This is a genomic window from Bradyrhizobium lablabi (assembly GCF_001440475.1).
In the GTDB taxonomy this organism is placed as follows: Bacteria; Pseudomonadota; Alphaproteobacteria; order Rhizobiales; family Xanthobacteraceae; genus Bradyrhizobium; species Bradyrhizobium lablabi.
On the sequence record NZ_LLYB01000134.1, the window covers coordinates 20,416 to 41,505 of the forward strand.

Consider the following 21,090-nt stretch of genomic DNA (forward strand, 5'->3'; position numbering starts at 1 on the left):
AGCGCACGCGTGTGATGCATGCGCATGTCGTCACGTGAGCTACATGCAGGCGTCACAGCGTTCGTGAGGAACCTTAATCTTCTCTGAAAATGCGGTGCGTATGATCCCGCAGCGGCTTCGCGAAGTACGATAGAACCGTGCGATCGCCGGTGAGAATGTAGCATTCCGCCGGCATGCCGGGGATGAGCGTCAGCTTGCCGAGCCTGGCAAGCTCGCGCTGGCTGATGGCGATGCCGACGCGGTAGTAAGTCGCACCGCTGTCATCCTTCACCACGTCGCCCGAGACGCGCGTCACGGTCCCACTCAGTTGCGGTGTCGTGTTTCGATTGAAGGCGGTCAGGCGAAGTATCGCGCTTTGCTGAAGCGCAACCTGATCAATGTCTTTTGCGGCGACGCGCGCCTCGACCGTCAGGTCCGTGCCCTGCGGAACGATCCGCATCAAGGCTTCCGCCGGGGTGATGACGCCGCCGATGGTATGGATCGCGAGCTGATGGATCAGGCCTGCTATCGGCGCGCGCAGTTCAATGCGGCTGAGCTGATCCTGCGCCGTGACTTCGCGCTCCAGCAGCTCACCCTGCCTCACGTTCACGTCGCGAAGCTCGGCCGCGACCTCGCTGCGCAGCGTCTGATCGACCTGAAGCAGTTGCAACTCGACTTCCGTAATATGTCCGCGCGCTTCGGCGGTCGCCGCGATGAGCGCACCGCGCTCACCGTTGAGACGGGCCGCCGCGCGCGCCAGATTGTTGACCCGGTCGATTGGAACCAGGCCCTTGCTGAACAGGCTTCGAACCCCGACCAGTTCCTTCTCGATCAGATCGATCTCTTCGGTCTTGGCGTCCTGCTGCGCCGCCTGCCCCCGAATCTTTTCGTTCAACTGCGCGATCCGTTCCCGCAATTGGCCTTTCTGGCCCTCGCGAGCCTCGCGGCGATGCGAAAACAACCGGCGCTCCCGCTGCATGACGTTGTGGACGGCGGCGACATTCAGCCGCACCGTGAGCTCGGCAGGTGTCGCAACGTCAGGCAGGCCGTCCCGTTCGGCCTCGAGCCGGGCCTGGCGCGCGAACAGTTCGTTGAGATTCTTCGTGACGATCGCAAGGTTTGCCCGCGTGATGGTGGCGTCCAGCCGCACCAGCGCGTCGCCGGCCTGGACGATCTGCCCCTCGCGAACCAACAGCTCGGCGATCACGCCGCCCGTCGGATGCTGGATCTGCTTGACGTTATCCTCCACGATGACGTTGCCGGGCGCGATGACCGCACCTGATAATTCCGTCGTCGCGGCCCACCCGCCTACGCCAAACACCAGCATCAGGATGGCGGCAACACCCGCCAGCACATGAAGACTGAGCGAGCGCTTGATCAGCCTCTCGTCATCCGGCTTCATGCGCGACAGCCTCGCCTTCGATGACCTTCAGAGGCGGAACGGCCGTTCCCCTTTGGCCCTGCTTCAGGATTGCATCGCGCGGCCCAAAGGAGCGGACCATGCCGGCCTCCATCGCCAGAACAAAATCGAGCGATGCCAGAATGCCGGCGCGATGCGCCACCACGATGACGATGCCGCCTCTCGACCGCACGGCCTTGATGGCCTGCGTCAGGGCACGCTCTCCCTCGGTGTCCAGGTTGGAATTAGGTTCATCCAGAACGACCAGGAATGGATCGCCATAGAGCGCGCGCGCCAGCGCAATCCGCTGGCGCTGCCCCGCCGAGAGGCCGAGCCCCCTTTCACCGACGCGCGTCTCATATCCATCAATGAGCTGGACAATCAGGTCGTGAACGCCCGCCGCCTGCGCTGCTGCGACGATCTTGTCGTCGTCCGCGAATGGATCGAGCCGCGAAATGTTGTCTGCGATGGTGCCGGGAAACAATTCGACGGCTTGCGGCATGTAGCCGACGAAACGGCCACGCTCGTCCGCCGTCCATTGGTCGAGCGTTGCGTTATCGAGACGAACAGAGCCCCGGATGAGCGGCCAGATGCCGACGATGCCGCGAATGAGCGAGGATTTTCCCGAGCCGCTCGGACCAAGCACACCAAGCACGCTGCCTGCTTTCAGCGCAAACGTCGCATTCTGCACCGTGAGCCGGCGGGGATCGGACGGCGGAGCGATGTAGACACCCTCGACGGCAAGCGAACGAGACGGCGGCGGAATGGCCGTGCGAACGCGCTCAACCGGAAAATGCGCCATCAGTTCGTTGAGGCGATTCCATGCGTCGCGGGCGACCAGCATGCCGCGCCAGTTTCCGATGACGTGCTCGGCGGGCGCGAGCGCCCTCGCGGCGATGATCGACCCCGCGACGATCATGCCTGCACTCATGTCGTCATTGATCACGAGATAGGCCCCAAGGCCGAGGGCTGCCGATTGCAGAAGATAACGAAACGCCTTCGATACGCCCGACAGCGTTCCACCGATGTCGCCTGCCACGCGCTGAAGCTCAGTATATTCGCGGTGCGCCTGCCCCCAACGAACCGATGCTCTCGACGTCAGGCCCATCGCCGCAAACGCCTCCGCATCGCGGTTGACGGCCTCGGCAAACCTGTTTCTGGCGGCTTGCGCGGCGTTCGCCTGCTTGAGCAGCCGCCGTGTCCGGATATCCGTGACGACCGTCAGGCCGGCGAGAATGACGGTTCCCGCAACGACCAGCCACCCCACCAGGGGGTGCAACAGGAAGCAGACGGCAGCATAAAGCGGCATCCAGGGCAGATCGAACAGCGCGGAAGGCCCCTGGCTCGACAGGAAACCTCGCACCTGATCGAGATCCCGGGCCGGACGCAACGCGTCCCCCTCGACCTGCCCCTTGAGAGGCGCCCCGGCGATAATCGCGAATACGCGCGCCGACAGGCTGGCATCCACACTCGAAGCGACCCGCGCCATCACGCGAAATCGGAGCACATCGAAGAAGCCCGAAAACGCATAAAGGCCCGCGGCAAGGGCGAACAGCGCAATCAGCGTCGGGATGCTACGGCTGGGAATGACCCGGTCGTAGATTTCCAGCATGAATATCGGGCCCGTCAGCCCGAGCAGGTTCGCCATTCCTGAAAAGACAGCAGCACTCCAGACGGCGACACGAAGATTCAGTTTCAATCCGGCGTTCGATTGCCGCGGCAAATGCATGTCGATACCACGCCGTCATTCCAAGGCCATTATTCCAAGGCTGCGGCGCACACGCCGGCGCAACGACGCTGTGGATGTGCTCGCGACAGCTACTGTTCTCGACAACCGATCGCCCGGCAATATATCAAAATCGATAGCCTGACTGGATCGACGACAACTTGAATCATTCATCACGTCGAAACTTGATTCAAAGCCGTTGATAAAACCGCAAGCGACTGCCACCGCCGAAAACGAACGCCTTCAAGGGACCGTGATGAGATTCGCGCGCAATGCGATAATCACGGCCTGCATGAGATTGACGGCGCCCAATCTGGCGCGCGCGCGCTTCAGATAGAGGCGAACCGCAGCTTCCGACAGCTTGAGCGCGGTCGCGATCTTCTTGGGTGGGTCGCCTTCGGCGAGCCGCTGCAAACATTCGCGCTCACGCGCCGTCAGCGACGGCCGCACCTTCAACCCGTGCTCATCGGACCAAATCCGGATGACACGCTCATGAAAGTAGAGCCCGACGAACGCAATCTCGGACTGGTTCTCGTTCTTGAACGCATCCCACTGTTCCGGCTTCACGTTCGCCGTGAAGGAAAACGTTCCCGCGTCGCCATCGGGACCACGCATCGGAAACGACATCCCGAGCGCTCCGATTCCGTATCTCGCGGCCTCGGAAAAGAAATAGTGAGCGTCGGGCGACTTCAAGTCCAGCTTACGCCAGTCGATCGGCAGAAATGCGGTCCTGCTGGCCGCATATATCGGATCGATACGCAGAAAGTCCTCGCGCCAGTNACCGTTCCATCCATTCGTCTGGATATGTCAGGATGAAATAGGGATCCGCATCNTGCCAGATCAGGCATTCGCAAACCCGCGTAAGCAAGGTGCGAAAGACTATAGATCTCCCGCAACTCGTTCATCACCTTCAGGAGTTCAGTTGATTTGTGCGCATGCGCAATCGCATCCAGAGCAGGCTCGATTCTCTTGCAGTCCATACCACCCTCGGCAAATTCGCTTACCGATACTTCCAGCAGGATCGATCAACTCAAGTCGCGCATCGATCATTACAGGTGAAGTTGTGCGAGAATTCCATGCGACCTTATGTTGCGCAAGACCAAATCGTCTGCGCGAGCTTTCGGAAATGTCGAAGGGCTGAGATTATTTGGAATGGCGCCGGCTGCGCGCGAATTCCCGCAAGAGCAATTTCATTTAGATTTCATTTACGATGGGCGATCGCGTAGCAGGTCAACAAACAACGAGCAGGCCAAGACAATCGGCACGCGCACGATAGAAAGCGCGCGTCAGCTCTTCAACAAGAGCTGACGCTTGTCAGGACAGTATCCGTTCAGATGGCCGCGATGAGCTTGCCGCGTTTTGCATGGCAGCGTTGCGCAATCGCTTAGACGATTTGGTGCGCTGCGACTCAGCGATTGCGTTCCGCTTCGCCCGCGAGACCTCGCTCAGCTTTTCTTCATCTTCATCCGCCCCATGAAATCCCGCTTGCCGAGCGGAACGCCGTTGGTGCGCAGGATGTCGTAGGCAGTCGTTGCATGAAAATAGAAGTTCGGCAGCGAGAACGACATCAGGAAGCCCTCTGCCGTGAAGGGCAGCTTGTGTTCGCCGAGATGAAAGACGACGTCGCGGCCGCCGAGCGCATTGACCGCCTCGGGCGTCCAGCCCTCCAGCGCCTCGCGGGTCTGCGTGACCAGCCCCTGCAATCCGGCATAGTCGTACGGCGTCCTGGATGCAGGCGGACGGAATTCTCCGCTCTGCACGCCCTCGATGGCGCCGCGCGAATGCTGGGCGACGGAGATGATCTGGAAGCGCAACGGCAGCATGTCGGGTGCGAGCCGTGCCTCGACCATCGTTTCCGGATCGATATTGTTGTCACGAAAATGCTTGAGGCCGCGATCGAGGAAGCCGCCGACCGCACCCAAGGTTTGGAGATAGTTCGCCACGGTGGCGTCATATAGTGTGAGAGCCATGTCCATTTCTCCCTGCGTAATTTTCTTCTCTTTCCGTCTAATGTCATAGCCGAAACTTGCCGGCTTGCAATCATCGACCGCCGGCGGATTGACGATCCTTCCCGTGCTCAACCGTTGTTCGCAATGGAGTTGACCATGACCATCGCCATCAGACGCGCCATCCTGCGCGCCAATGCGGCGTTTCTTCTCGCAGCATCAGCGGGCGGTTTTGCAAGCGACGTACGCGGAATTTTCCTTGGCCTCGGGCCGATCGCCCGCGTCGTGGCCGAGGCGCCCCATGCCGGAATCGGCTTCATCGAGGCCCATGGGCTTGCCTTCATCCTGGGTATCCTGATGTGACGAGCCGAGCCGTTACGTGGCTGGCATCTCGCCGCTGCGGCCATTCACGTGTTGCTTGGCACCGCCAATGTGATCTTCTGGCAGTTCTTCATCGCAGCCGACATGTTGATGGTGGGTTACGTGACGACGGCACTGCATGGCCTCTTCGTCGTACTGCAGATATCGGCTGCCGTCGCGGCGGGCCGCCGGACCTCCGTGCCAGTTCGATTTCCCTGAGGCAACGATCGTGGAGACGGATCATGACCCCTGACCAGAAAACCGTTGCAATCGGCGCCGGCACCGGCGTGCTGACGATGATCGCCGCGATGGCCGGCATCTCACAACTCTGGGCTGACACGTCGTTGCCGACCGATGTCGCCGGCCGACTTGCCTATACGCTAAAGGCGAACGCGCTTGCGGCGATACCGCTCCTCGTCGGCACCATCACCGTCGGAAACAACCGCTTTCTCAGCGAAGCGATCGACCCGACGCTGCAGAAGGAGGACCAGGCGACACTCATCAACGGACGCGTGCTCGACAATACGCTGCAGCAATATGTGCTGTTCGTGGTCGGCACATTGGCCCTGAGCGTCAGCCTGGCGCCGGCCAACATGCCAGTCATCGCGGCGGCAACCATCGTCTTCATCGTCGCCCGGTTTGCGTTCTGGATCGGCTACCGGATCCATCCGCTCTATCGGGCGTTCGGGATGGCGGCCACGATGTATCTGAACATCGGGATTCTCGCCTGGGCGGGCTGGAAGATGGTCGTGGCGTGACGCCTAGCTCGGTTTTTTCGGCGTCGATTCAGCCGCGAGCAGGCGCTCCAGCCTCGCCTCTTCTTCTTCCGACAACTTCAGTTGCGCGGGATCGGCCGCGCTGCCGGCGCTTGAGCGGCGGCGGCTGTAGAACCACAGCGCCAGGCCGCCGCCGATCAAAGCCAGCGGCGGCAACAGCCAGAGCAGCAGCGTATGCGGCGTGAAGCGCGGCTTCAGCAGAACGAATTCACCGTAGCGGGCTACCAGAAAATCGATCACCTGGCTGTCGTTGTCGCCGCCCGCGATGCGCTCGCGCACCAGAAGCCGCAGGTCGCGCGCCAGCGGCGCATCGGAATCGTCAATCGACTGGTTCTGGCACACCATGCAGCGCAGCTCGCGCGACAGGTTGCGCGCACGCGCTTCCTTGGCAGGGTCGGCCATGATCTCGTCGGGCTGCACGGCGTAGGCCGCCGGCGCGGCTGACATCACCGCGGCGGCAAGTACGTATGCGAGGAGGCGCTTCACCGCCCTACTCCGCCGGGGCCAGCGCACGGGCGGCCTTGGCCGGCTTCGGCGCGCCGACGCGCAGGCGGCGGTCGGACAGCGACAGCAGGCCACCGAACGCCATCAGGACAGGCCCCCACCAGATCAAAAGCACCAGCGGCTTGTGATAGATGCGCACCGCAATGGCGCCGTCGGCATTGGTGTCGCCGAGCGAGACATAGAGCTGGCTGGCGCCGCGGGTCAGCAGCGCGGCTTCGGTGGTCGAAGAGCCGCGCGTAGTGAAGTTGCGCTTCGACGGCGTCATCACCTGGAGCGTTTCGCCGTCGCGGCTGATGGTGAACTGCGCGATCATTTCGCGGAAATTCGGTCCCTGCCGCTGCGTGATGTCGTCGAGCTTCAACTGATAGCCGGCGACGGTTGCGACATCGCGCGGCTTCATGGTGCCGATATATTCGCTGTTCCAGGTGGTCTCGCAGACGATGCCGATCAGGGCAACGCCGAGGCCCGCATGGGCGAATGCCGTGCCCCAGGTTGCCCGCGGCAAACCGCGCGCGCGGGCGATTGCGACTGCAAAGGGGGTGCGGAACAGTCCCGTGCGCTCCGCGAGGTCGGTCAATGCGCCCGCGATGACGAAGACCGCAAGCCCGATCGCGAGCGGCGCGAGCGTAGCTCCGCCAAAAGTCCATGCAAACAGCACCGCCACCGCGATCAAGGCCGCGATACCGGCCGCCATCAGCCGCTGCGCCGCGCCGATGAGGTCACCGCGCTTCCACGCCAGCAGCGGACCGAACGGCACGGCCAGCAGCAGCGGCACGAATAGCGGCCCGAAAGTCAGGTTGAAGAACGGCGCCCCGACCGAGATCTTGTCGCCGGTCAGAACCTCCAGCGCCAGCGGATACAGCGTGCCGATGAAGACCGTCGCGCAGGCCGAGGTGAGAAAGAGATTGTTGAGCACCAGCGCGCCTTCGCGCGAAATCGGTGCGAACAGCCCGCCCTGCTTCAACGCCGACGCGCGCCAAGCGTACAGCGAAAGACTGCCGCCGATGAAGAGGCAGAGGATCAAGAGGATGAACACGCCGCGCGCCGGGTCGGTCGCGAACGCGTGCACGGATGTCAGGACGCCCGAGCGGACGAGGAAGGTGCCGAGCAGCGACAGCGAGAAGGTCAGGATCGACAACAGGATGGTCCATACCTTCAGCGCGTTGCGCTTTTCCATCACGACCGCGGAATGCAATAGCGCGGTGCCGGCGAGCCACGGCATCAGCGAAGCGTTCTCGACCGGATCCCAGAACCACCAGCCGCCCCAGCCGAGTTCGTAATAGGCCCAGTACGAACCCATCGCGATGCCGAGCGTGAGAAAGATCCACGCCACCAGCGTCCACGGCCGCACCCACCGCGCCCAGGCTGCATCGATCCGGCCTTCGAGCAGGGCGGCGACGGCGAAGGAAAACGAGATCGAAAATCCGACATAGCCGAGATAGAGCATCGGCGGATGCACGGCGAGACCGATGTCCTGCAGCACCGGATTGAGATCGCGGCCCTCGATCGGCGGGCGCGCGATACGCAGGAACGGATTCGAGGTGGCCAGGATGAACAGATAGAACGCGGCGGCAATCCAGCCCTGCACCGCCAGCACGTATGCCCGCAGCGACAGCGGCAGATTGTTGCCGAAGGCAGCGACCAGCCCGCCGAACAGCGCCAGAATCAACACCCACAGCAGCATCGATCCTTCGTGATTGCCCCACACGCCGGTGATCTTGTAGAGCAGCGGCTTCATCGAGTGCGAGTTCTCGAACACGTTGACGACAGAGAAATCCGAGACGACGTGCAGCATCGTCAGCGCCGCAAACGACGCACCCACGAACAGCAATTGCGCGAGCGCGGTGGAGCGCGCGACATTCATCAAGGCGTGATCGCCCCAGCGCGCGCCCAGGATCGGCACCGTGGACTGGATCAGCGCCAGTCCCAGCGCCAGCACCAGCGCGTAATGCCCGGCTTCCGCGATCACTTCGAGGCCCCCTGAACCGGCGCAGACGCGGCCGTGGCGGCGGGCTTGGCGCCGTAATCGTCCTTCCAGTGCCCCTGCTTCTTCAGCGCGTCGGCGACATCCTTGGGCATGTAGGTCTCGTCATGTTTTGCGAGAACGGTATCGGCCTTGAACACGCCTGACGCATCGAGCGCGCCTTCGGCGACGACACCCTGCCCTTCGCGGAACAGGTCCGGCAAGATCCCCTTGTAGGCAACCGGCAGCGTGGCGCTGCCGTCGGCGACGGAAAAGTTCACGGCGAGATTGTCGCCCTTCACCAGCGAGCCCGGCTGGACCAGGCCGCCAAGACGGAACCGCTTGCCCGCCGGGATCTGTTTCTCCGCCGCCATCGTCGGCGTGGAGAAGAACACGATGGAATCGCGCATGGCGTTCAGCACCAGCGCCGCCGCGATCGCGAGCACCGCGAGCGAACCGCCGATCATGGTCAAACGCCGTTGCTTGCGCGTCATTTCTATCCTCTGTCTTCCCTTGCGCGTCCCGCCACCCTGCTCATCCATCAAGCCCTAGATTCTTCAGGCCCGTATTGAGCTGGCGCAAGCGTTCCGCATCGCCCGCGACCGCCTGCCGCGCCTCTGCGACCGCGCTCGTCGCCTTGTCGCGCTCGCCCATCACCAGATAGGCCCGCACCAGCCGTAACCATCCCTCGACATCTTCGCCGTTCTGCTTCAGCCGGGTCGCGAGCCGATCGACCATGCCACGGATCATCGCGCCGCGGTCATCTTCATTCATGTCCTTGGCGGCGGCCATCGCATCGTTGGAGAGCGCGGGAACGGTAGATCCGCCGACCCGGGCCAACGCCGCCTGGATCAGTGGACGCCATGGCGCGTCGGCGGGCGACTTGGCGAGCATGCCCTGCCAGATCGCGGCGGCATCGGCCTGACGGCCATCCTGCTCTGCGGCGAGCCCGAGGAAATAATTGGCCTTAGGGTCATCGGCGTTTTGCGCCACGGCGCGTTCGAATTCGGCCTTGGCCTCCGCCGTGACGACGCCACCGGCGGCACCCGCAAGCGCCTCGCCGAGATCGGAGCGGCGCTCGGCGCTGTCCCCGGCATGGGTGATGGAGTTGCGATAGGCACGAACCGCGTCATCGTAACGGCCGAGCCGCGCCAGCACCGGCGCCAGCACGGTCCAGCCACGGCCGTCGGTCGGATTTTTCTCCAGATGCGCCTCGACCTGCGCCACCATGTTTTCGAGCGGCTGGCTGGCATCCGCGGTGCGGGTGCGCTCGGCGAGCGGAAAATCGCCGAGCCGCGGCGATCCGACCGCGAGGTAGAACGTCACCGCCGCGATCGGCAGCCCCACCAGCGCCAGGATGGCCGAGCCACGGCGCAGGCCAAGGTTGGCGCGCGCCGGCAGGCCGGGCTCTCCGTCCGCGGCGGCGAGCAGGCGGCGGCCGATTTCGACACGCGCGGCCTCGGCCTCGGACACGCCGATCAGACCCGCTGCAACATCGCGATCGATTTCGGCGAGCTGATCCCTGTAGACCGCCGCCTCGCTGCCGCCCCCTTGCGCAGAAGAGCCGCGGCTCAACGGCCAGAGCACGGCGAAGATCGCCGCGACCGTCATCAGCGCGAACACAAACCACAGTGTCATCAAGCGGTTCCCGGGCGGAGCGGCGCATCCAGGCGAGCGCCGATGCGCCGCTTTACACCACCGGCGGCAAGCCCGGCAATTGACAATTGCTTCAGGAAAACCGCCCGGACGGGAGGCGCCGGACGGGGGATTTTGCGGAATTGCAGGCCTACTCGGCCTTGGTCGCCTTGCGCTCGCCGGTCATGGCATTTTCGGCCGCCCGGTTCATCAGCGACGCATAGTCATGGCCGAACAGGATCTCGCAGAAGCGGATCGCCGCCTTGGCCTGCATCAGCCGGTAGGCACGCGCCTTGGTATCGCCGCCGCGCAGCGTCTGCACCAGGCTCTCGGTGGAATGCTCGACGTAATGCTGCAGGTCGGAATAGGTCCGCAAGGTGACCTCGTTGATGGCGAGTTCGCTCGCATAGGTGCGGCACACCGCCACGAAGTCGATCAGCGCAGCGATATCCTCGACCTCGGCGGCGTCGATCTTCGGCGCCGAGGCGATGTCCTTGTCGGCGCGCTGGCGCAGGATGCGGCGGACCCGGCCAGGTACGCTCTCGATTTCCGACTGCAGGGAATTGGAAATATCGGCACGGATCGACGTGAGCTGGCGACCCCACGCGGAATCGTTGCGCAGATCGAGCTCGGTGCGCAGGCCCCGCACGCCGTCGTGCAGGATTTTCAGCTGGTCGCCGACATTATCGAAATGGCCGCGCCGGATATCCGTGCGCAGGCAGGCCGTGAGGAAGGAGAGATCGTGCAGCGCGATCGTGACAGCGATGCCATAGGGTGTGGCCGCCACGCGAATTTCATCGTCGGAAGCCGCCATCTTGATCGCGAGGCGAATGATCTGCCACGGCGCCGCCAGCCGCTGCATGATCAGCGACAGCGCGAACGGCAGCAATTGCGGCGTCTGCAACGAGGGCACGTTGAGCGCCGCCGTCACCATCTCGAGCTGGGAGGGCGTCAGCACCCTGATCTGGCCGGGAAGCTTGCCGCCGAGCGTATCGATCGCCTCACGTGCCCGCAGCACCGCGCCGATCGACAGCAGATCCTCGACGACGTTCGGCGGACCGATCCGGGAAAGCGTGCGCTGCCGGTCGTCGCCCTGCACCGGGGTTGCGACCTGGACAATCGCCTCGGCCGCGGCGAGCTGAAACTTGCGGGTGGCGGCTTCCAGACCGGCGGTCGAGCCGCTTTGCCTGATCGCGGCGAGCGCAGCCTCGAAAGCCGATGCCGCCTCGGGCGCGCCGTCGCGGCCGAGCCACTGCCAGACCGGCGTCAGCGAGGTGCGCCTGACCTGCCCGGCCCGCATCGGAAAGTTGCTCTCGATCAGAAACGGCTCGAGCGGACGGAACAACAGCCGTGCCGGGTCGTCGGTCCGCGGCCGCGCCTCGTCGTCGTCGTCCTCGGTTCCACGCACGACCTTGCGCAATTGCTCGAGCACAAAGTTGGCGACGGCAACGTCCTCGCCGCGTTCGATGGCGCGTTCGAACTCGCGCATCAGCAGCGCCTGCGCCTGGGGCGGGAGCTGGGCGAGATATTCCCTCAGCCGCTCGGTGGATGTCTGGCTCATGCGCCCGGTGTGAATATGCGTGTGTCATGCGGACGGCAAAACGCGTCCGCTAACGATCTTAGAAGTGCGCGCGTTAAGAAGGCGTTTAGGAATAACGAAATCGCCTCCGGCGCGTTGCCGGATACCGCCCTCAACCCAAGGTCATCGCCAGACAGCGGCCTCAGATCCCCGGCAGCACCAGTTCCGCCCGCAGGCCGCCGATCGGCGCGTCGCCCAGGACAAGGCTGCCGCCATAGAGGCCGGCGAGATCGACCACGATCGAAAGCCCGAGCCCGGAGCCCGGCTTGGATTCATCCAGCCGCTGGCCGCGCCGGGAGACCTGCGCGCGTTCGGCGGCGGACAGTCCGCGGCCATCGTCATCGACGATAATCCGCAGCCGCGGCCCGCTGCCGGCCGAGATCGGCGGCTCCGCGCGCACCTCGATGAAGACCTGCGAGGCCGCCCATTTGCAGGCATTATCGACCAGGTTGCCGGCCATCTCCTCGAGGTCCTGCCGCTCGCCACGGAACTTCGCTTGCGGATCGGCCTTCACCGCGATGGTGATGCCGCGATCGCGATGAATCTTTTCCATGGTCCGTCGCAGCGCCTCGATGGCGGGTGCGACCTCGGTGACGGTGCCGACGATGGTGACGCGCGCGGCGATGCGGGCGCGCTCGAGATGATGGGCGACCTGATCCCGCATCACATCGGCCTGCTCCAACACCTTGCTGGCAAAGGGATCTACCGCGTGGGCCGCGGCCTCGTTGACGATGACGGAGAGCGGCGTCTTGATGGCATGGGCGAGATTGCCGACATGGGTGCGCGCGCGTTCGACGATCTCCCGGTTGGCATCGATCAGCGCGTTGGTCTCGCGCGCCAGCGGCGCGATCTCGACAGGAAATTCGCCCTCCAGCCGTTCGGCGCGGCCGGAGCGGATGTCGGCAATCGATTCCGAAATCCGCTTGAGCGGCGCCAGTCCGAAACGGACCTGGAAGATCGTGGTGAGCAGCAGCACGATGCCGAGCGCTGCGAAGGTGCCGCCGAGGTAATAGTCGAAGGCGCGGATTTCGTCGAAAATCTCGGAGGCGTCGCCCGCCACGCTGACGAGATACTTGCCGTCGGCGCCGAGATCGACCGGCCGCTCGACGACCCGCAAACTCTGGCCCTCGGGCCCGTCGATATAGCCGAGACGGATCCCGGCGGGGGTGAGATCCGCGCCGATATCCTCGAGCTTCGGCAGCTTCTTGTCCCACAGCGAACGCGACGCCTTCGACTCGGCCTTCTCGTCCGTGCGGACGATCTGCCAGTACCAGCCGGACAGCGGCAGTTCGAACAGCGGCTCGCCGAGCGACTGGAACTGGTGGTCCGGCGGCTCGTCCGGGGTCGCGACTTCGGCGATCAGGGTGCGGAGATAGAGGTTGATGCGGCGGTCGAAGGCGCGCTCGGTCGCGTTGCGATAGACCGACGACAGGATCACGCCGGTTATGACCAGAATCACGACCACCCACGCGGTCGCCGACAGGAACAACCGCGTGGCGAGCGAGCTTCCGCGCATCAGATCAAGATCCCGAAGAGCATATCCCAAGGCTCCGATCCGGCGGATCGGGGCCTGCTTTCGGATAAGATCATGCTCGAATAAAAGAGCAAGGCTCATCAGGCGCCGGCTGATGGCGGCGTGAGGAGATAGCCGAGCCCGCGCACGGTCTGGATGATGTCGACGTCGAGCTTCTTGCGGATGCGGCCGACGAAGACCTCGATGGTGTTGGAGTCGCGGTCGAAGTCCTGGTCGTAGAGGTGCTCGACCAGTTCGGTGCGCGACACCACGCGCCCGGTGTGGTGCATCAGGTAGGCCAGCAGCCGGTACTCATGCGAGGTCATCTTGATCGGGTTGCCCGACACGCTGACGCGGCCGGTGCGCGTATCCAGCGACACCGGACCGCAGGTCAGTTCCGACTGCGCATGACCGGTGGAGCGGCGCAGCAGCGCGCGAATGCGCGCCAGCACCTCCTCGAGGTGGAACGGTTTGGCGACGTAATCGTCGGCGCCAGCGTCGAAGCCCTGCACCTTGTCGCTCCAGCGATCGCGCGCCGTGAGGATCAACACCGGCATCCCCCGACCGTTACGGCGCCACGCCTCCAGCACCGAAATGCCGTCCATCTTGGGCAGCCCGATATCGAGCACCACGGCGTCGTAGGGCTCGCTGTCGCCGAGATAGTGCCCCTCCTCGCCGTCGAACGCGCGATCGACCACATAGCCGGCATCCGTCAGAGCCGTCGTAAGCTGACGGTTGAGATCCGGATCGTCCTCAACAACAAGCAGGCGCAAGCTGGCCTCCAAAAATGAGCCCTAGGATATCAGATCCCAAGATGAGGCTAACCGGCGTGAACGGGCCATGAACAGGGCGCACGGTGCAATGTTACTTTTTCGTTATGCGAGCTTCGCAGCCGGGAGCATGCCCGCAAAACCGCAGGCCGAACGCCTAACATACCCAATCGAATGCCCCAAGCGCCCAGCCGGCTGCTTCCCATCCGCAAGGGATCGCGGGGCCTGTCGCACCGCCCCGGTCAGCCCTCACGTACGGAAGAATACGAACCAGACGATACCCAGGATGAGAATCGCGAGCCCGGTCGAAACGGACAGCAGCGCGAGCACCGACGGGCCGGGTTCGGCCTGGCGCGCCTCGGTCGGGGTTTCGATGATCTGGCCATGTCGTTGCGTTGCCATGGTGACCTCTTCGAGTAAGTGCCTGTAAATGCCAGCGAATGCTTCGACACCGGCCATTAAAGCAACGCTTGATGGGAGATGATGTTCCGGACCTCGGCCCTGCCCGATGGCAGCGAGTAAAAGTCGCAGGCCGGCGGCAGAACAGGTGCTCCAACGGTTAACGCCGTTCCGCGATTCCCCGCTCCGGCATATTTGAGACGAGATGATCCAATGGTATCCTCGCTGGTTGTCTGTTGCGTTTTTCGGAGTAGCCCATGGCCCCCCGCGCCAACTGGAAGGGTTTTCTGCGTTTGTCGCTCGTGACTTGTCCGGTCGCCCTTTATCCGGCGACGTCGGACACCGAGAAGGTTTCGTTCAACCAGATCAACCGCAAGACCGGCCACCGCATCAAATACGCCAAGGTCGACGCCGAGACCGGCGAGGAAGTCGCCAACGACGACATCATGAAGGGCTACAAGATCGACACCGACACCTATATCGAGGTGTCGAAAGACGAGCTTGACGACATCGCGCTGGAGTCGACCCGCACCATCGAGATCGACGAGTTCGTGCCGCGGACCGATATCGACAGCCGCTATGTTATCCGTCCCTATTATCTCGTGCCGGACGGCAAGGTCGGCCACGATGCGTTTGCGGTGATCCGCGAAACCATCCGCAGCATGGACAAGGTCGCGATCGGGCGCGTGGTGCTGACCAACCGCGAGCACATCATCGCGCTGGAGCCGCTCGACAAGGGCTTGATGGGAACGCTGCTGCGCTATCCCTATGAAGTCCGCGGCGAGAAGGAATATTTCGAGGATATCCAGGACGTGAAGATCACCAAGGATATGCTTGATCTGGCGAAGCATATCGTCGAGCAGAAATCCGCTTCATTCGAGCCCGAGCAGTTCGAGGACCGCTACGAGCAGGCGCTGATCGACCTGATCAACCAGAAGCGCAACGGCCTGAGCACCAAGGCCAAGGCGGCGCCGAAGACCACCGGCAACGTCATCAACCTGATGGACGCGCTCAAGCGCAGCCTCGCCAGCGAAAAGCAGGCGGCCCCTGCCCCCGCCAAGAGCAAGGGCAAGAAGCCGAAGAAGGCAGCCGCCGGCCAGCGCGAGATGCTGTTGCCGATCAGCGGCGGCGGCAAGCGGGCGGCCAAGGAAACGGTCAAGGAAGCGCCGAAGAAGGCGGAGAAGCCGGTACGTACCGCCGCCCGCACCAAGAAGGCCGGATGACAGGCAAGGAGCGCGATAGCATCATCTAGCGCGCGATGCCGTGGTCGATCCCATTCGATGATCCGATACCGCTTCACGGCGGAGGCAGGCTGGCGACGCTGCAGCAGGCTGCCGATTACGTCATGTCGTTGCCGGAAGAAGTGCAGCACGAGGCCCACTGGCAAGTCGCGGTGCAAAATCTGATCAATGCGGCTGAGACCGGCGGCGGCTGGCTGATGTTCGCACGGATCGCAATGATCCGCGCGCTCAATGCGGACGGGAAACAAGGCTAGCCGCAGGATCCCATCGCGGCCTTCGTGCCCGCCCCGCCTACTTGATCGAGGTGCCGACGTCGACGAATTTCGCGCTGAGCGCGCTGCCGACGCCGTTGACAGCGGTGACGATCACGATGCTGACGCCGGCCGCAATAAGACAATATTCGATGGCGGTAGCACCGCGCTCATCATCGACAAATCGTGCAAGTAATCGACGCATAAAAAAACTCCTGTCGACGCTCCCCGGAAGTCTCCCGCGCCATACTGGTTAAACTCTAGATTGGAACCGTTGAAGAGGCCTTGAGGAACAGAATGAACGATTGATTAAGGCAGATGAGGAAATCCGTGCCCCCGGAATCGTACGGTACGGAAAATTTACCATCGATTGTCCGTCGCCCGTCCATCGTCGCCCGATCGGCGTCCTGCGGAGTGAGCGAACATGGCGGCGCAAAAGCGCGAAACGGGAAAGAATTACATCGGGCTCCTGCATGAGGAGACCGAGGAGCAGCGCGTCGCCAAACTCTCGCCGGCCGCGGCGTACCCGATCCTCGACCAGATACTCGGCCTGGTGGCCGCGATGTTCAGCCGCCGCAGCGAAGCAAGGTAGCTACCCCGCGCCCTGCGGCGGCGCTAAAACAAACGGACCGGGCAATGGCCCGGTCCGCAAGGTCGTTCTTACAAGGTCGTTCTTAGAAGTTACGCTGGGCGCGGAGCTGGAGCAGGACGGTGTCCTGATCCTTGAACTCGTAGAGCGCGTTCGGCTTCGGAGCGGTCGCCGCGAACACCGACGAACCCGACATCTTCTGATCGAGATGGAACCACTGGACTTCGCCGGAGAACGTCAGGTTCTTGACCGGGGTCCAGCGGGTAACGATACCGAGCTGCGAGACGTTGAAGTCGGGGTTGCAGGTGTAGTTGCCTGCATTGTTTCCGTTCAACGCCTGTCCCGAGTGGCTGGCGGCGAAGGCGGCGCAATAAGCCCCCTTGGCCGTCGTGGTGCCGGCGCCGAGCAGATTGTCATTGGTGCCGCCGTCATAGCGGACCGCGGAATAGCTGCCGAACAGGCTGGTCGACCAGTAGGGATTCCAGTTGTGATTGAACGCACCGCGGACGCCCCAGGCCGTCGTCAGGACGATGCCGCCGGTACCGGCTGCGCCCGGCATATAGACGCCGTCAGTGGTCGCGCCGAAGCCGACGCTTTGGTAGCCGAAGCCGCTGCTGCCGAACATCGCAAAGTTCGGCGAGGTGCCGCTGGTGGCGATCACGTTCTTGGTCGTACCCTTGGCGTAGGAGGCGTCGATCTTGATGTCGTCGCCGGCGCCGGTCGGAATGTTCTTGATCTGCAACGCCGCCATCACCGAGCCGCCCCACTTGCTCTCGGGGTGGCCGCTGATCTCGGAAAGGTTGTTCGGCGCGCCGCCGGCGGCCAGCGTGTTGTAGGTCCCGCTAACCTCATGGGCCGCGGCCGACAACTGGAACAGACCCCAAGCCTGATCGACCCGGATGTTGCCGACGATGTCGGGCGAACGCACGCCGGCATAGGCATTCGATCCGGTGCCGTTGGCGCCGATCGCTGACGGGATGCCGAGGTTGTAGACGGCGGTGCGGTTCCACACGGTCGGGTCGTCGAGACCGATCGAGGCCGAAACGCCGTTGCCGAACTGGGCGGTGTACTGGATGTTGTTGACGCCGGTGTCGGTGTTGTTGCCGCCCAGCAGGCTCGAGTTGATGTTGCCCGGGAAGCCGTTCCAGGGCGTCGAATAGGCCGACGACGACTTACCGAAGGTGAAACCGGCGAACTGGATGAAGAGGTATTCGACCGCAACATAGCCGCCGCCCGCCGTGGAAAGCAGAGCGCTATTGAGGGGCGTGCCGGTGTTCAAGGTAGTTCCGGGGTTAGTCGATCCGAAGTTCTGGAACTGGAAGTCACCCTGGCCGAAGGTGCGGACCACGCCGTACTCGGTCGCGGTGCGGGTATCGAACGTCAGCGCCATGCGGGAGCGGCCGAGGAAATAATCGCGGTAACGGTTTTGCTGGCCGAGATCGCCATTCCAGGCCGGCGCGCCGTGGGCACCGCCGTTGAACGTGAGGTCCGCGCGCAGATAGCCACCGATCTTGATGCAGGTGTCGGTGCCCGGGATGAAGAAGAAGCCCGCGCCGTAAAGCGAACAGACCCTTACGTATTCGACAGCCTTGGCCTTGACCGGAAGATCGGCCGCCTGTGCGCTGCCCAGGGCCATCAGACCCGCCGCCGAGCCGAGAATAAGTGAACGCGCCGTATTCATTAAAGTCTCCTGTCCTGCGATTCATGCAGTTGCATGCGGAACAGGTAATCCAAAAATCCTTACCGGGAATGACAAGGATGTGATGCGGCTCTACTTGGATCGCGGCTGTGATGTTTTCGCAACGCGGGCCGATCGAACGACACGTCAGGCAATACTTTTCATTCAGATAATACGCGTTCGCAGCAACAATATTCTCGCCCTATGGACGGTCGATCCCGGCACCAAGTTACAAAACGCATATCAGCACTTCCGCACGCACGCGCTGCCCTCGCTTTACCGGGCTGGAAAATCCTGTTCCTACTATCGCAAAGCAACCGGACCAAACCGGCCTGCAACCAAGGGGGAGAGACCGTCATGAAGCTCGGCGCCGCCATCGCGGAAATCATGAAGCGGGAGGGAATCGAGATCCTCTGCGGCTATCCGGTCAATCATCTCATCGAATATGCGGCCAATGCCGACATCCGCCCGGTGATGGTGCGCCAGGAACGCATCGGCGTACACATGGCGGACGCGATCTCGCGCGTCACCTCGGGCCGGTCGATCGGCGCATTCTGCATGCAGCATGGGCCCGGCGCCGAGAACGCGATGGGCGGCGTGGCGCAATGCTACGGCGAATCGGTCCCCGTGTTGGTGCTGCCGATGGGCTATGCGCGCCGGCTTGCCAATATCGACCCGAACTTCAATTCCAGCCAGGCGATGAAGGCGTTCTCGAAATCGTCCGAGCCGATCAATATCGCGGCGGAAGTCTGCAACATCTTTCGCCGCGCCTTCACCAAATTGAAGAATGGCCGCGGCGGGCCGGTGATCGTCGAAATCCCCGCCGACATGTGGAACGAAGAAGTACCGGAACCCCTGAACTACACGCCGGTGCTGCGCACCCGCTACGGCGCCGATCCGGTCCATGTGAAGGAAGCGGCCGCTCTCCTCGTCGCGGCGAAGCGGCCGGTGATCTATGCCGGCCAGGGCGTGCACTACGCCAAGGCGTGGCCGCAGCTCAGACGGCTGGCCGAGCGCCTCGCCATTCCCGTCACGACCAGCCTCGGCGGCAAATCGTCATTTCCCGAAACGCACCCGCTGTCGCTGGGCTCGGGCGGCCTCGCCGTGCCGCGCGCGGTGCCGAAATTTTTGGGCGACGCCGACGTGATCTTCGGCATCGGCTGCTCGTTCACCGAAACGTCATTCGGCATCGCCATGCCGAAGGGCAAGACCATCATTCACTCCACGCTCGATCCCAACCATCTCAACAAGGATGTCGAGGCCAAGGTCGGGCTGGTCGGCGATGCCGGCCTGGTGCTCGACGCGCTATTGGAAGAGATCGGCAAGACCGTCACCTCCGATCGCGATGCGACAGCGGTAGCCGCCGAGATTGCCGCTTCCCACAGGGAGTGGCTGGCGAAATGGATGCCGAAGCTGACCCACAACGACGCGCCGCTGAACCCCTACCGCGTGCTGTGGGACCTGCAGCACACCGTCGACATCAACAACACGATCATCACCCACGATGCCGGCAGCCCGCGCGACCAGTTGTCCCCGTTCTGGAAATCGGTCGAGCCGCTCTCCTATATCGGCTGGGGCAAGACCACGCAGCTCGGCTACGGCCTTGGCCTCGCAATGGGCGCCAAGCTGGCAAAACCCGACAAGCTCTGCATCAATGTCTGGGGCGACGCCGCGATCGGCTTCACCGGCATGGATTTCGAGACCGCGGTGCGCGAACGCATTCCGATCATGTCGATCCTGCTGAACAATTTCTCGATGGCGATCGAATTGAAGGTGATGCCGATCTCGACCGAGAAATACCGCTCCACCGACATTTCCGGCGACTACGCCGCGATGGCCCGCGCCTTTGGCGGCTATGGCGAGCGGGTGACGAAGCCGGAAGACATCATCCCCGCCATCAAGCGCGGCATTGCAAAGACGCAGGAAGGCGTGCCGGTGCTGCTGGAATTCATCACCAGCAAGGAAACCGAAGTGTCGAGGCCGGGGACCTGAGCAACAGACGAACAGTCACCGATGCCGCGCGTTACCATCATCGAAACCGGGCTCGTCAGCCCCAAGAACCGCGAACTCCACGGATCGTATCCGCAGATGTTCGAGCAGATGATCGGCGCCGCCGACGCCAGCATCACGTTCGATACCGTCAGCATTGCCGCTGGCGAGCCGCTGCCGGATATCGAAGGGCTCGAGGCGATCCTCATCACCGGCTCCGCGGCGGGCGTCTACGATCCGCTGGACTGGATAGCGCCGCTCGAGGATTTCGTGTGCACAGCCCACGACAAGCAGGTGCCGATGGTCGGGGTCTGCTTCGGCCATCAATTGATCGCGCAGGCGCTGGGCGGCACGGTGCGCAAATCGGAGAAAGGCTGGGGCATCGGGCGGCATATCTATGACGTCACACCTCATAATGGCCTGATCGACGGCATGCGCGTTGCCCTCGCCGCCTCGCACCAGGACCAGGTCATCACGCCGCCGGCCCGCGCCAGCACCATCCTGTCCTCGGATTTCACGCCGCATGCCGGCCTGCTCTACGCCGGCGGCACCACGCTCTCGGTGCAGCCACATCCGGAATTTTCCGTCGGCTTCGCGCTGGCCTGCTGCGAGATGGTGCATACCAAAGGCCATGCACCTGACAGCCTCGTCGCCGCCGCCAAGGCCTCGCTCACCGAGCCGCTGGACAGCGAGCGTCTCGGAGGCGCGATCACGCGCTTTCTCACGCGATCAAGGTGACGCGATGGCGGGCGACCGCCCAAGAAAGGCCGCCTCAAGCCCTCCATGAGCGCTG

The 21,090-nt window shown here is 63.5% G+C and carries 22 protein-coding genes; 8 read left to right on the top strand and 14 right to left on the bottom strand.

Annotated features, from left to right (window positions below; translation table 11 throughout):
- Positions 1-73 precede the first annotated feature (73 nt).
- The 4 genes from CQ14_RS39780 to CQ14_RS39800 all read right to left on the bottom strand — a co-directional run bounded on the left by CQ14_RS39780 (position 74) and on the right by CQ14_RS39800 (position 5,074).
- Entirely contained in the window at positions 74-1,381 is a 1,308-nt protein-coding gene (locus CQ14_RS39780) for an HlyD family type I secretion periplasmic adaptor subunit (RefSeq protein ID WP_057863196.1), read from the bottom strand.
- Entirely contained in the window at positions 1,368-3,107 is a 1,740-nt protein-coding gene (locus tag CQ14_RS39785; protein ID WP_057863197.1) for a type I secretion system permease/ATPase, read from the bottom strand. Before CQ14_RS39785 ends, CQ14_RS39780 begins: the two co-directional genes overlap by 14 nt.
- A gap of 240 nt (positions 3,108-3,347) precedes the next feature.
- On the bottom strand, positions 3,348-3,866 hold the full coding sequence (locus tag CQ14_RS48530; protein WP_430650260.1) for a helix-turn-helix transcriptional regulator: 519 nt from the start codon (positions 3,864-3,866) through the stop codon (positions 3,348-3,350).
- A gap of 683 nt (positions 3,867-4,549) precedes the next feature.
- A complete protein-coding gene (locus CQ14_RS39800) occupies positions 4,550-5,074 on the bottom strand; it encodes a DUF1993 domain-containing protein (RefSeq protein WP_057863433.1) in 525 nt (174 codons plus the stop codon).
- Between the two features lie 135 nt (positions 5,075-5,209).
- On the opposite strand from CQ14_RS39800, the gene CQ14_RS45090 reads away from it, so the two are divergent.
- The 3 genes from CQ14_RS45090 to CQ14_RS39810 are packed head-to-tail and all read left to right on the top strand — an operon-like array spanning position 5,210 to position 6,168.
- Entirely contained in the window at positions 5,210-5,413 is a 204-nt protein-coding gene (locus tag CQ14_RS45090; RefSeq protein ID WP_199805737.1) for a hypothetical protein, read from the top strand.
- Positions 5,414-5,461: 48 nt separating this feature from the next.
- Positions 5,462-5,629 carry a hypothetical protein gene (locus CQ14_RS45095; RefSeq protein ID WP_199805738.1) on the top strand — a complete coding sequence of 56 codons (168 nt, stop codon included), beginning with the start codon at positions 5,462-5,464 and terminating at the stop codon, positions 5,627-5,629.
- 23 nt (positions 5,630-5,652) lie between these two features.
- Complete coding sequence (locus CQ14_RS39810) at positions 5,653-6,168, top strand: MAPEG family protein (RefSeq protein WP_057863200.1); 516 nt, start codon at positions 5,653-5,655, stop codon at positions 6,166-6,168.
- Between the two features lie 3 nt (positions 6,169-6,171).
- Here the strand turns inward: CQ14_RS39810 and CQ14_RS39815 are convergent, their stop codons facing one another.
- The 8 genes from CQ14_RS39815 to CQ14_RS45100 all read right to left on the bottom strand — a co-directional run bounded on the left by CQ14_RS39815 (position 6,172) and on the right by CQ14_RS45100 (position 14,552).
- Positions 6,172-6,672, bottom strand: a complete 501-nt coding sequence (locus CQ14_RS39815; protein ID WP_057863201.1) for a cytochrome c-type biogenesis protein — start codon at positions 6,670-6,672, stop codon at positions 6,172-6,174.
- Between the two features lie 4 nt (positions 6,673-6,676).
- Entirely contained in the window at positions 6,677-8,659 is a 1,983-nt protein-coding gene (locus CQ14_RS39820) for a heme lyase CcmF/NrfE family subunit (protein WP_057863202.1), read from the bottom strand.
- Positions 8,656-9,147 carry a cytochrome c maturation protein CcmE gene (gene ccmE / locus CQ14_RS39825; RefSeq protein ID WP_057863203.1) on the bottom strand — a complete coding sequence of 164 codons (492 nt, stop codon included), beginning with the start codon at positions 9,145-9,147 and terminating at the stop codon, positions 8,656-8,658. The genes CQ14_RS39820 and ccmE overlap by 4 nt, the downstream gene beginning before the upstream one ends.
- Before the next feature lie 40 nt (positions 9,148-9,187).
- Positions 9,188-10,291 carry a c-type cytochrome biogenesis protein CcmI gene (gene ccmI / locus CQ14_RS39830; protein WP_057863204.1) on the bottom strand — a complete coding sequence of 368 codons (1,104 nt, stop codon included), beginning with the start codon at positions 10,289-10,291 and terminating at the stop codon, positions 9,188-9,190.
- A 148-nt stretch (positions 10,292-10,439) separates the two neighbouring features.
- Complete coding sequence (locus tag CQ14_RS39835; RefSeq protein ID WP_057863205.1) at positions 10,440-11,849, bottom strand: hypothetical protein; 1,410 nt, start codon at positions 11,847-11,849, stop codon at positions 10,440-10,442.
- 160 nt (positions 11,850-12,009) lie between these two features.
- The gene (locus CQ14_RS39840; protein WP_057863434.1) at positions 12,010-13,383 is read right to left on the bottom strand and encodes a sensor histidine kinase; all 1,374 of its coding nucleotides are present in this window, start codon (positions 13,381-13,383) and stop codon (positions 12,010-12,012) included.
- Between the two features lie 98 nt (positions 13,384-13,481).
- Positions 13,482-14,153, bottom strand: a complete 672-nt coding sequence (locus CQ14_RS39845; RefSeq protein WP_057863435.1) for a response regulator transcription factor — start codon at positions 14,151-14,153, stop codon at positions 13,482-13,484.
- Positions 14,154-14,399: 246 nt separating this feature from the next.
- Complete coding sequence (locus CQ14_RS45100) at positions 14,400-14,552, bottom strand: hypothetical protein (RefSeq protein ID WP_187399341.1); 153 nt, start codon at positions 14,550-14,552, stop codon at positions 14,400-14,402.
- Between the two features lie 254 nt (positions 14,553-14,806).
- Here CQ14_RS45100 and ku point away from each other — a divergent pair, with 254 nt between their 5' ends.
- Together ku and CQ14_RS39860 are read left to right on the top strand one after the other, a co-directional pair.
- Positions 14,807-15,772 (top strand): non-homologous end joining protein Ku, encoded by a 966-nt coding sequence (gene ku, locus CQ14_RS39855; RefSeq protein WP_057863207.1) that lies wholly within the window; start codon positions 14,807-14,809, stop codon positions 15,770-15,772.
- A gap of 35 nt (positions 15,773-15,807) precedes the next feature.
- Positions 15,808-16,044, top strand: a complete 237-nt coding sequence (locus CQ14_RS39860) for a hypothetical protein (protein WP_057863208.1) — start codon at positions 15,808-15,810, stop codon at positions 16,042-16,044.
- Between the two features lie 37 nt (positions 16,045-16,081).
- Here CQ14_RS39860 and CQ14_RS41650 read toward each other — a convergent pair whose 3' ends face one another.
- Positions 16,082-16,246 carry a Flp family type IVb pilin gene (locus CQ14_RS41650; RefSeq protein ID WP_063800490.1) on the bottom strand — a complete coding sequence of 55 codons (165 nt, stop codon included), beginning with the start codon at positions 16,244-16,246 and terminating at the stop codon, positions 16,082-16,084.
- 219 nt (positions 16,247-16,465) lie between these two features.
- Between CQ14_RS41650 and CQ14_RS44315 the strand changes: the two genes are divergently transcribed.
- Complete coding sequence (locus tag CQ14_RS44315) at positions 16,466-16,633, top strand: hypothetical protein (RefSeq protein WP_156435861.1); 168 nt, start codon at positions 16,466-16,468, stop codon at positions 16,631-16,633.
- An 82-nt stretch (positions 16,634-16,715) separates the two neighbouring features.
- On the opposite strand, the gene CQ14_RS39865 is transcribed toward CQ14_RS44315, so the two are convergent.
- Entirely contained in the window at positions 16,716-18,311 is a 1,596-nt protein-coding gene (locus CQ14_RS39865; RefSeq protein WP_057863209.1) for a porin, read from the bottom strand.
- A 354-nt stretch (positions 18,312-18,665) separates the two neighbouring features.
- On the opposite strand from CQ14_RS39865, the gene CQ14_RS39870 reads away from it, so the two are divergent.
- Positions 18,666-20,300 (top strand): thiamine pyrophosphate-requiring protein, encoded by a 1,635-nt coding sequence (locus CQ14_RS39870; protein WP_057863210.1) that lies wholly within the window; start codon positions 18,666-18,668, stop codon positions 20,298-20,300.
- A gap of 21 nt (positions 20,301-20,321) precedes the next feature.
- Positions 20,322-21,035: a type 1 glutamine amidotransferase gene (locus CQ14_RS39875; protein ID WP_057863211.1), complete on the top strand. Its 714-nt coding sequence runs from the start codon at positions 20,322-20,324 to the stop codon at positions 21,033-21,035.
- Positions 21,036-21,090: the final 55 nt, after the last annotated feature.

Bases quoted from the DNA above. Each gene is read 5' to 3' on its own strand.
- CQ14_RS39780 (WP_057863196.1), bottom strand. From the start codon at position 1,381: ATGAAGCCGGATGACGAGAGGCTGATCAAGCGCTCGCTCAGTCTTCAT.
- ku (WP_057863207.1), top strand. From the start codon at position 14,807: ATGGCCCCCCGCGCCAACTGGAAGGGTTTTCTGCGTTTGTCGCTCGTG.
- CQ14_RS39800 (WP_057863433.1), bottom strand. From the start codon at position 5,074: ATGGCTCTCACACTATATGACGCCACCGTGGCGAACTATCTCCAAACC.
- CQ14_RS45090 (WP_199805737.1), top strand. From the start codon at position 5,210: ATGACCATCGCCATCAGACGCGCCATCCTGCGCGCCAATGCGGCGTTT.
- CQ14_RS39860 (WP_057863208.1), top strand. From the start codon at position 15,808: ATGCCGTGGTCGATCCCATTCGATGATCCGATACCGCTTCACGGCGGA.
- CQ14_RS39865 (WP_057863209.1), bottom strand. From the start codon at position 18,311: ATGAATACGGCGCGTTCACTTATTCTCGGCTCGGCGGCGGGTCTGATG.
- CQ14_RS39870 (WP_057863210.1), top strand. From the start codon at position 18,666: ATGAAGCTCGGCGCCGCCATCGCGGAAATCATGAAGCGGGAGGGAATC.
- CQ14_RS39875 (WP_057863211.1), top strand. From the start codon at position 20,322: ATGCCGCGCGTTACCATCATCGAAACCGGGCTCGTCAGCCCCAAGAAC.
- CQ14_RS41650 (WP_063800490.1), bottom strand. From the start codon at position 16,246: ATGCGTCGATTACTTGCACGATTTGTCGATGATGAGCGCGGTGCTACC.
- ccmI (WP_057863204.1), bottom strand. From the start codon at position 10,291: ATGACACTGTGGTTTGTGTTCGCGCTGATGACGGTCGCGGCGATCTTC.
- CQ14_RS39785 (WP_057863197.1), bottom strand. From the start codon at position 3,107: ATGCATTTGCCGCGGCAATCGAACGCCGGATTGAAACTGAATCTTCGT.
- CQ14_RS39840 (WP_057863434.1), bottom strand. From the start codon at position 13,383: ATGCGCGGAAGCTCGCTCGCCACGCGGTTGTTCCTGTCGGCGACCGCG.
- CQ14_RS44315 (WP_156435861.1), top strand. From the start codon at position 16,466: ATGGCGGCGCAAAAGCGCGAAACGGGAAAGAATTACATCGGGCTCCTG.
- CQ14_RS39810 (WP_057863200.1), top strand. From the start codon at position 5,653: ATGACCCCTGACCAGAAAACCGTTGCAATCGGCGCCGGCACCGGCGTG.
- ccmE (WP_057863203.1), bottom strand. From the start codon at position 9,147: ATGACGCGCAAGCAACGGCGTTTGACCATGATCGGCGGTTCGCTCGCG.
- CQ14_RS39835 (WP_057863205.1), bottom strand. From the start codon at position 11,849: ATGAGCCAGACATCCACCGAGCGGCTGAGGGAATATCTCGCCCAGCTC.
- CQ14_RS45100 (WP_187399341.1), bottom strand. From the start codon at position 14,552: ATGGCAACGCAACGACATGGCCAGATCATCGAAACCCCGACCGAGGCG.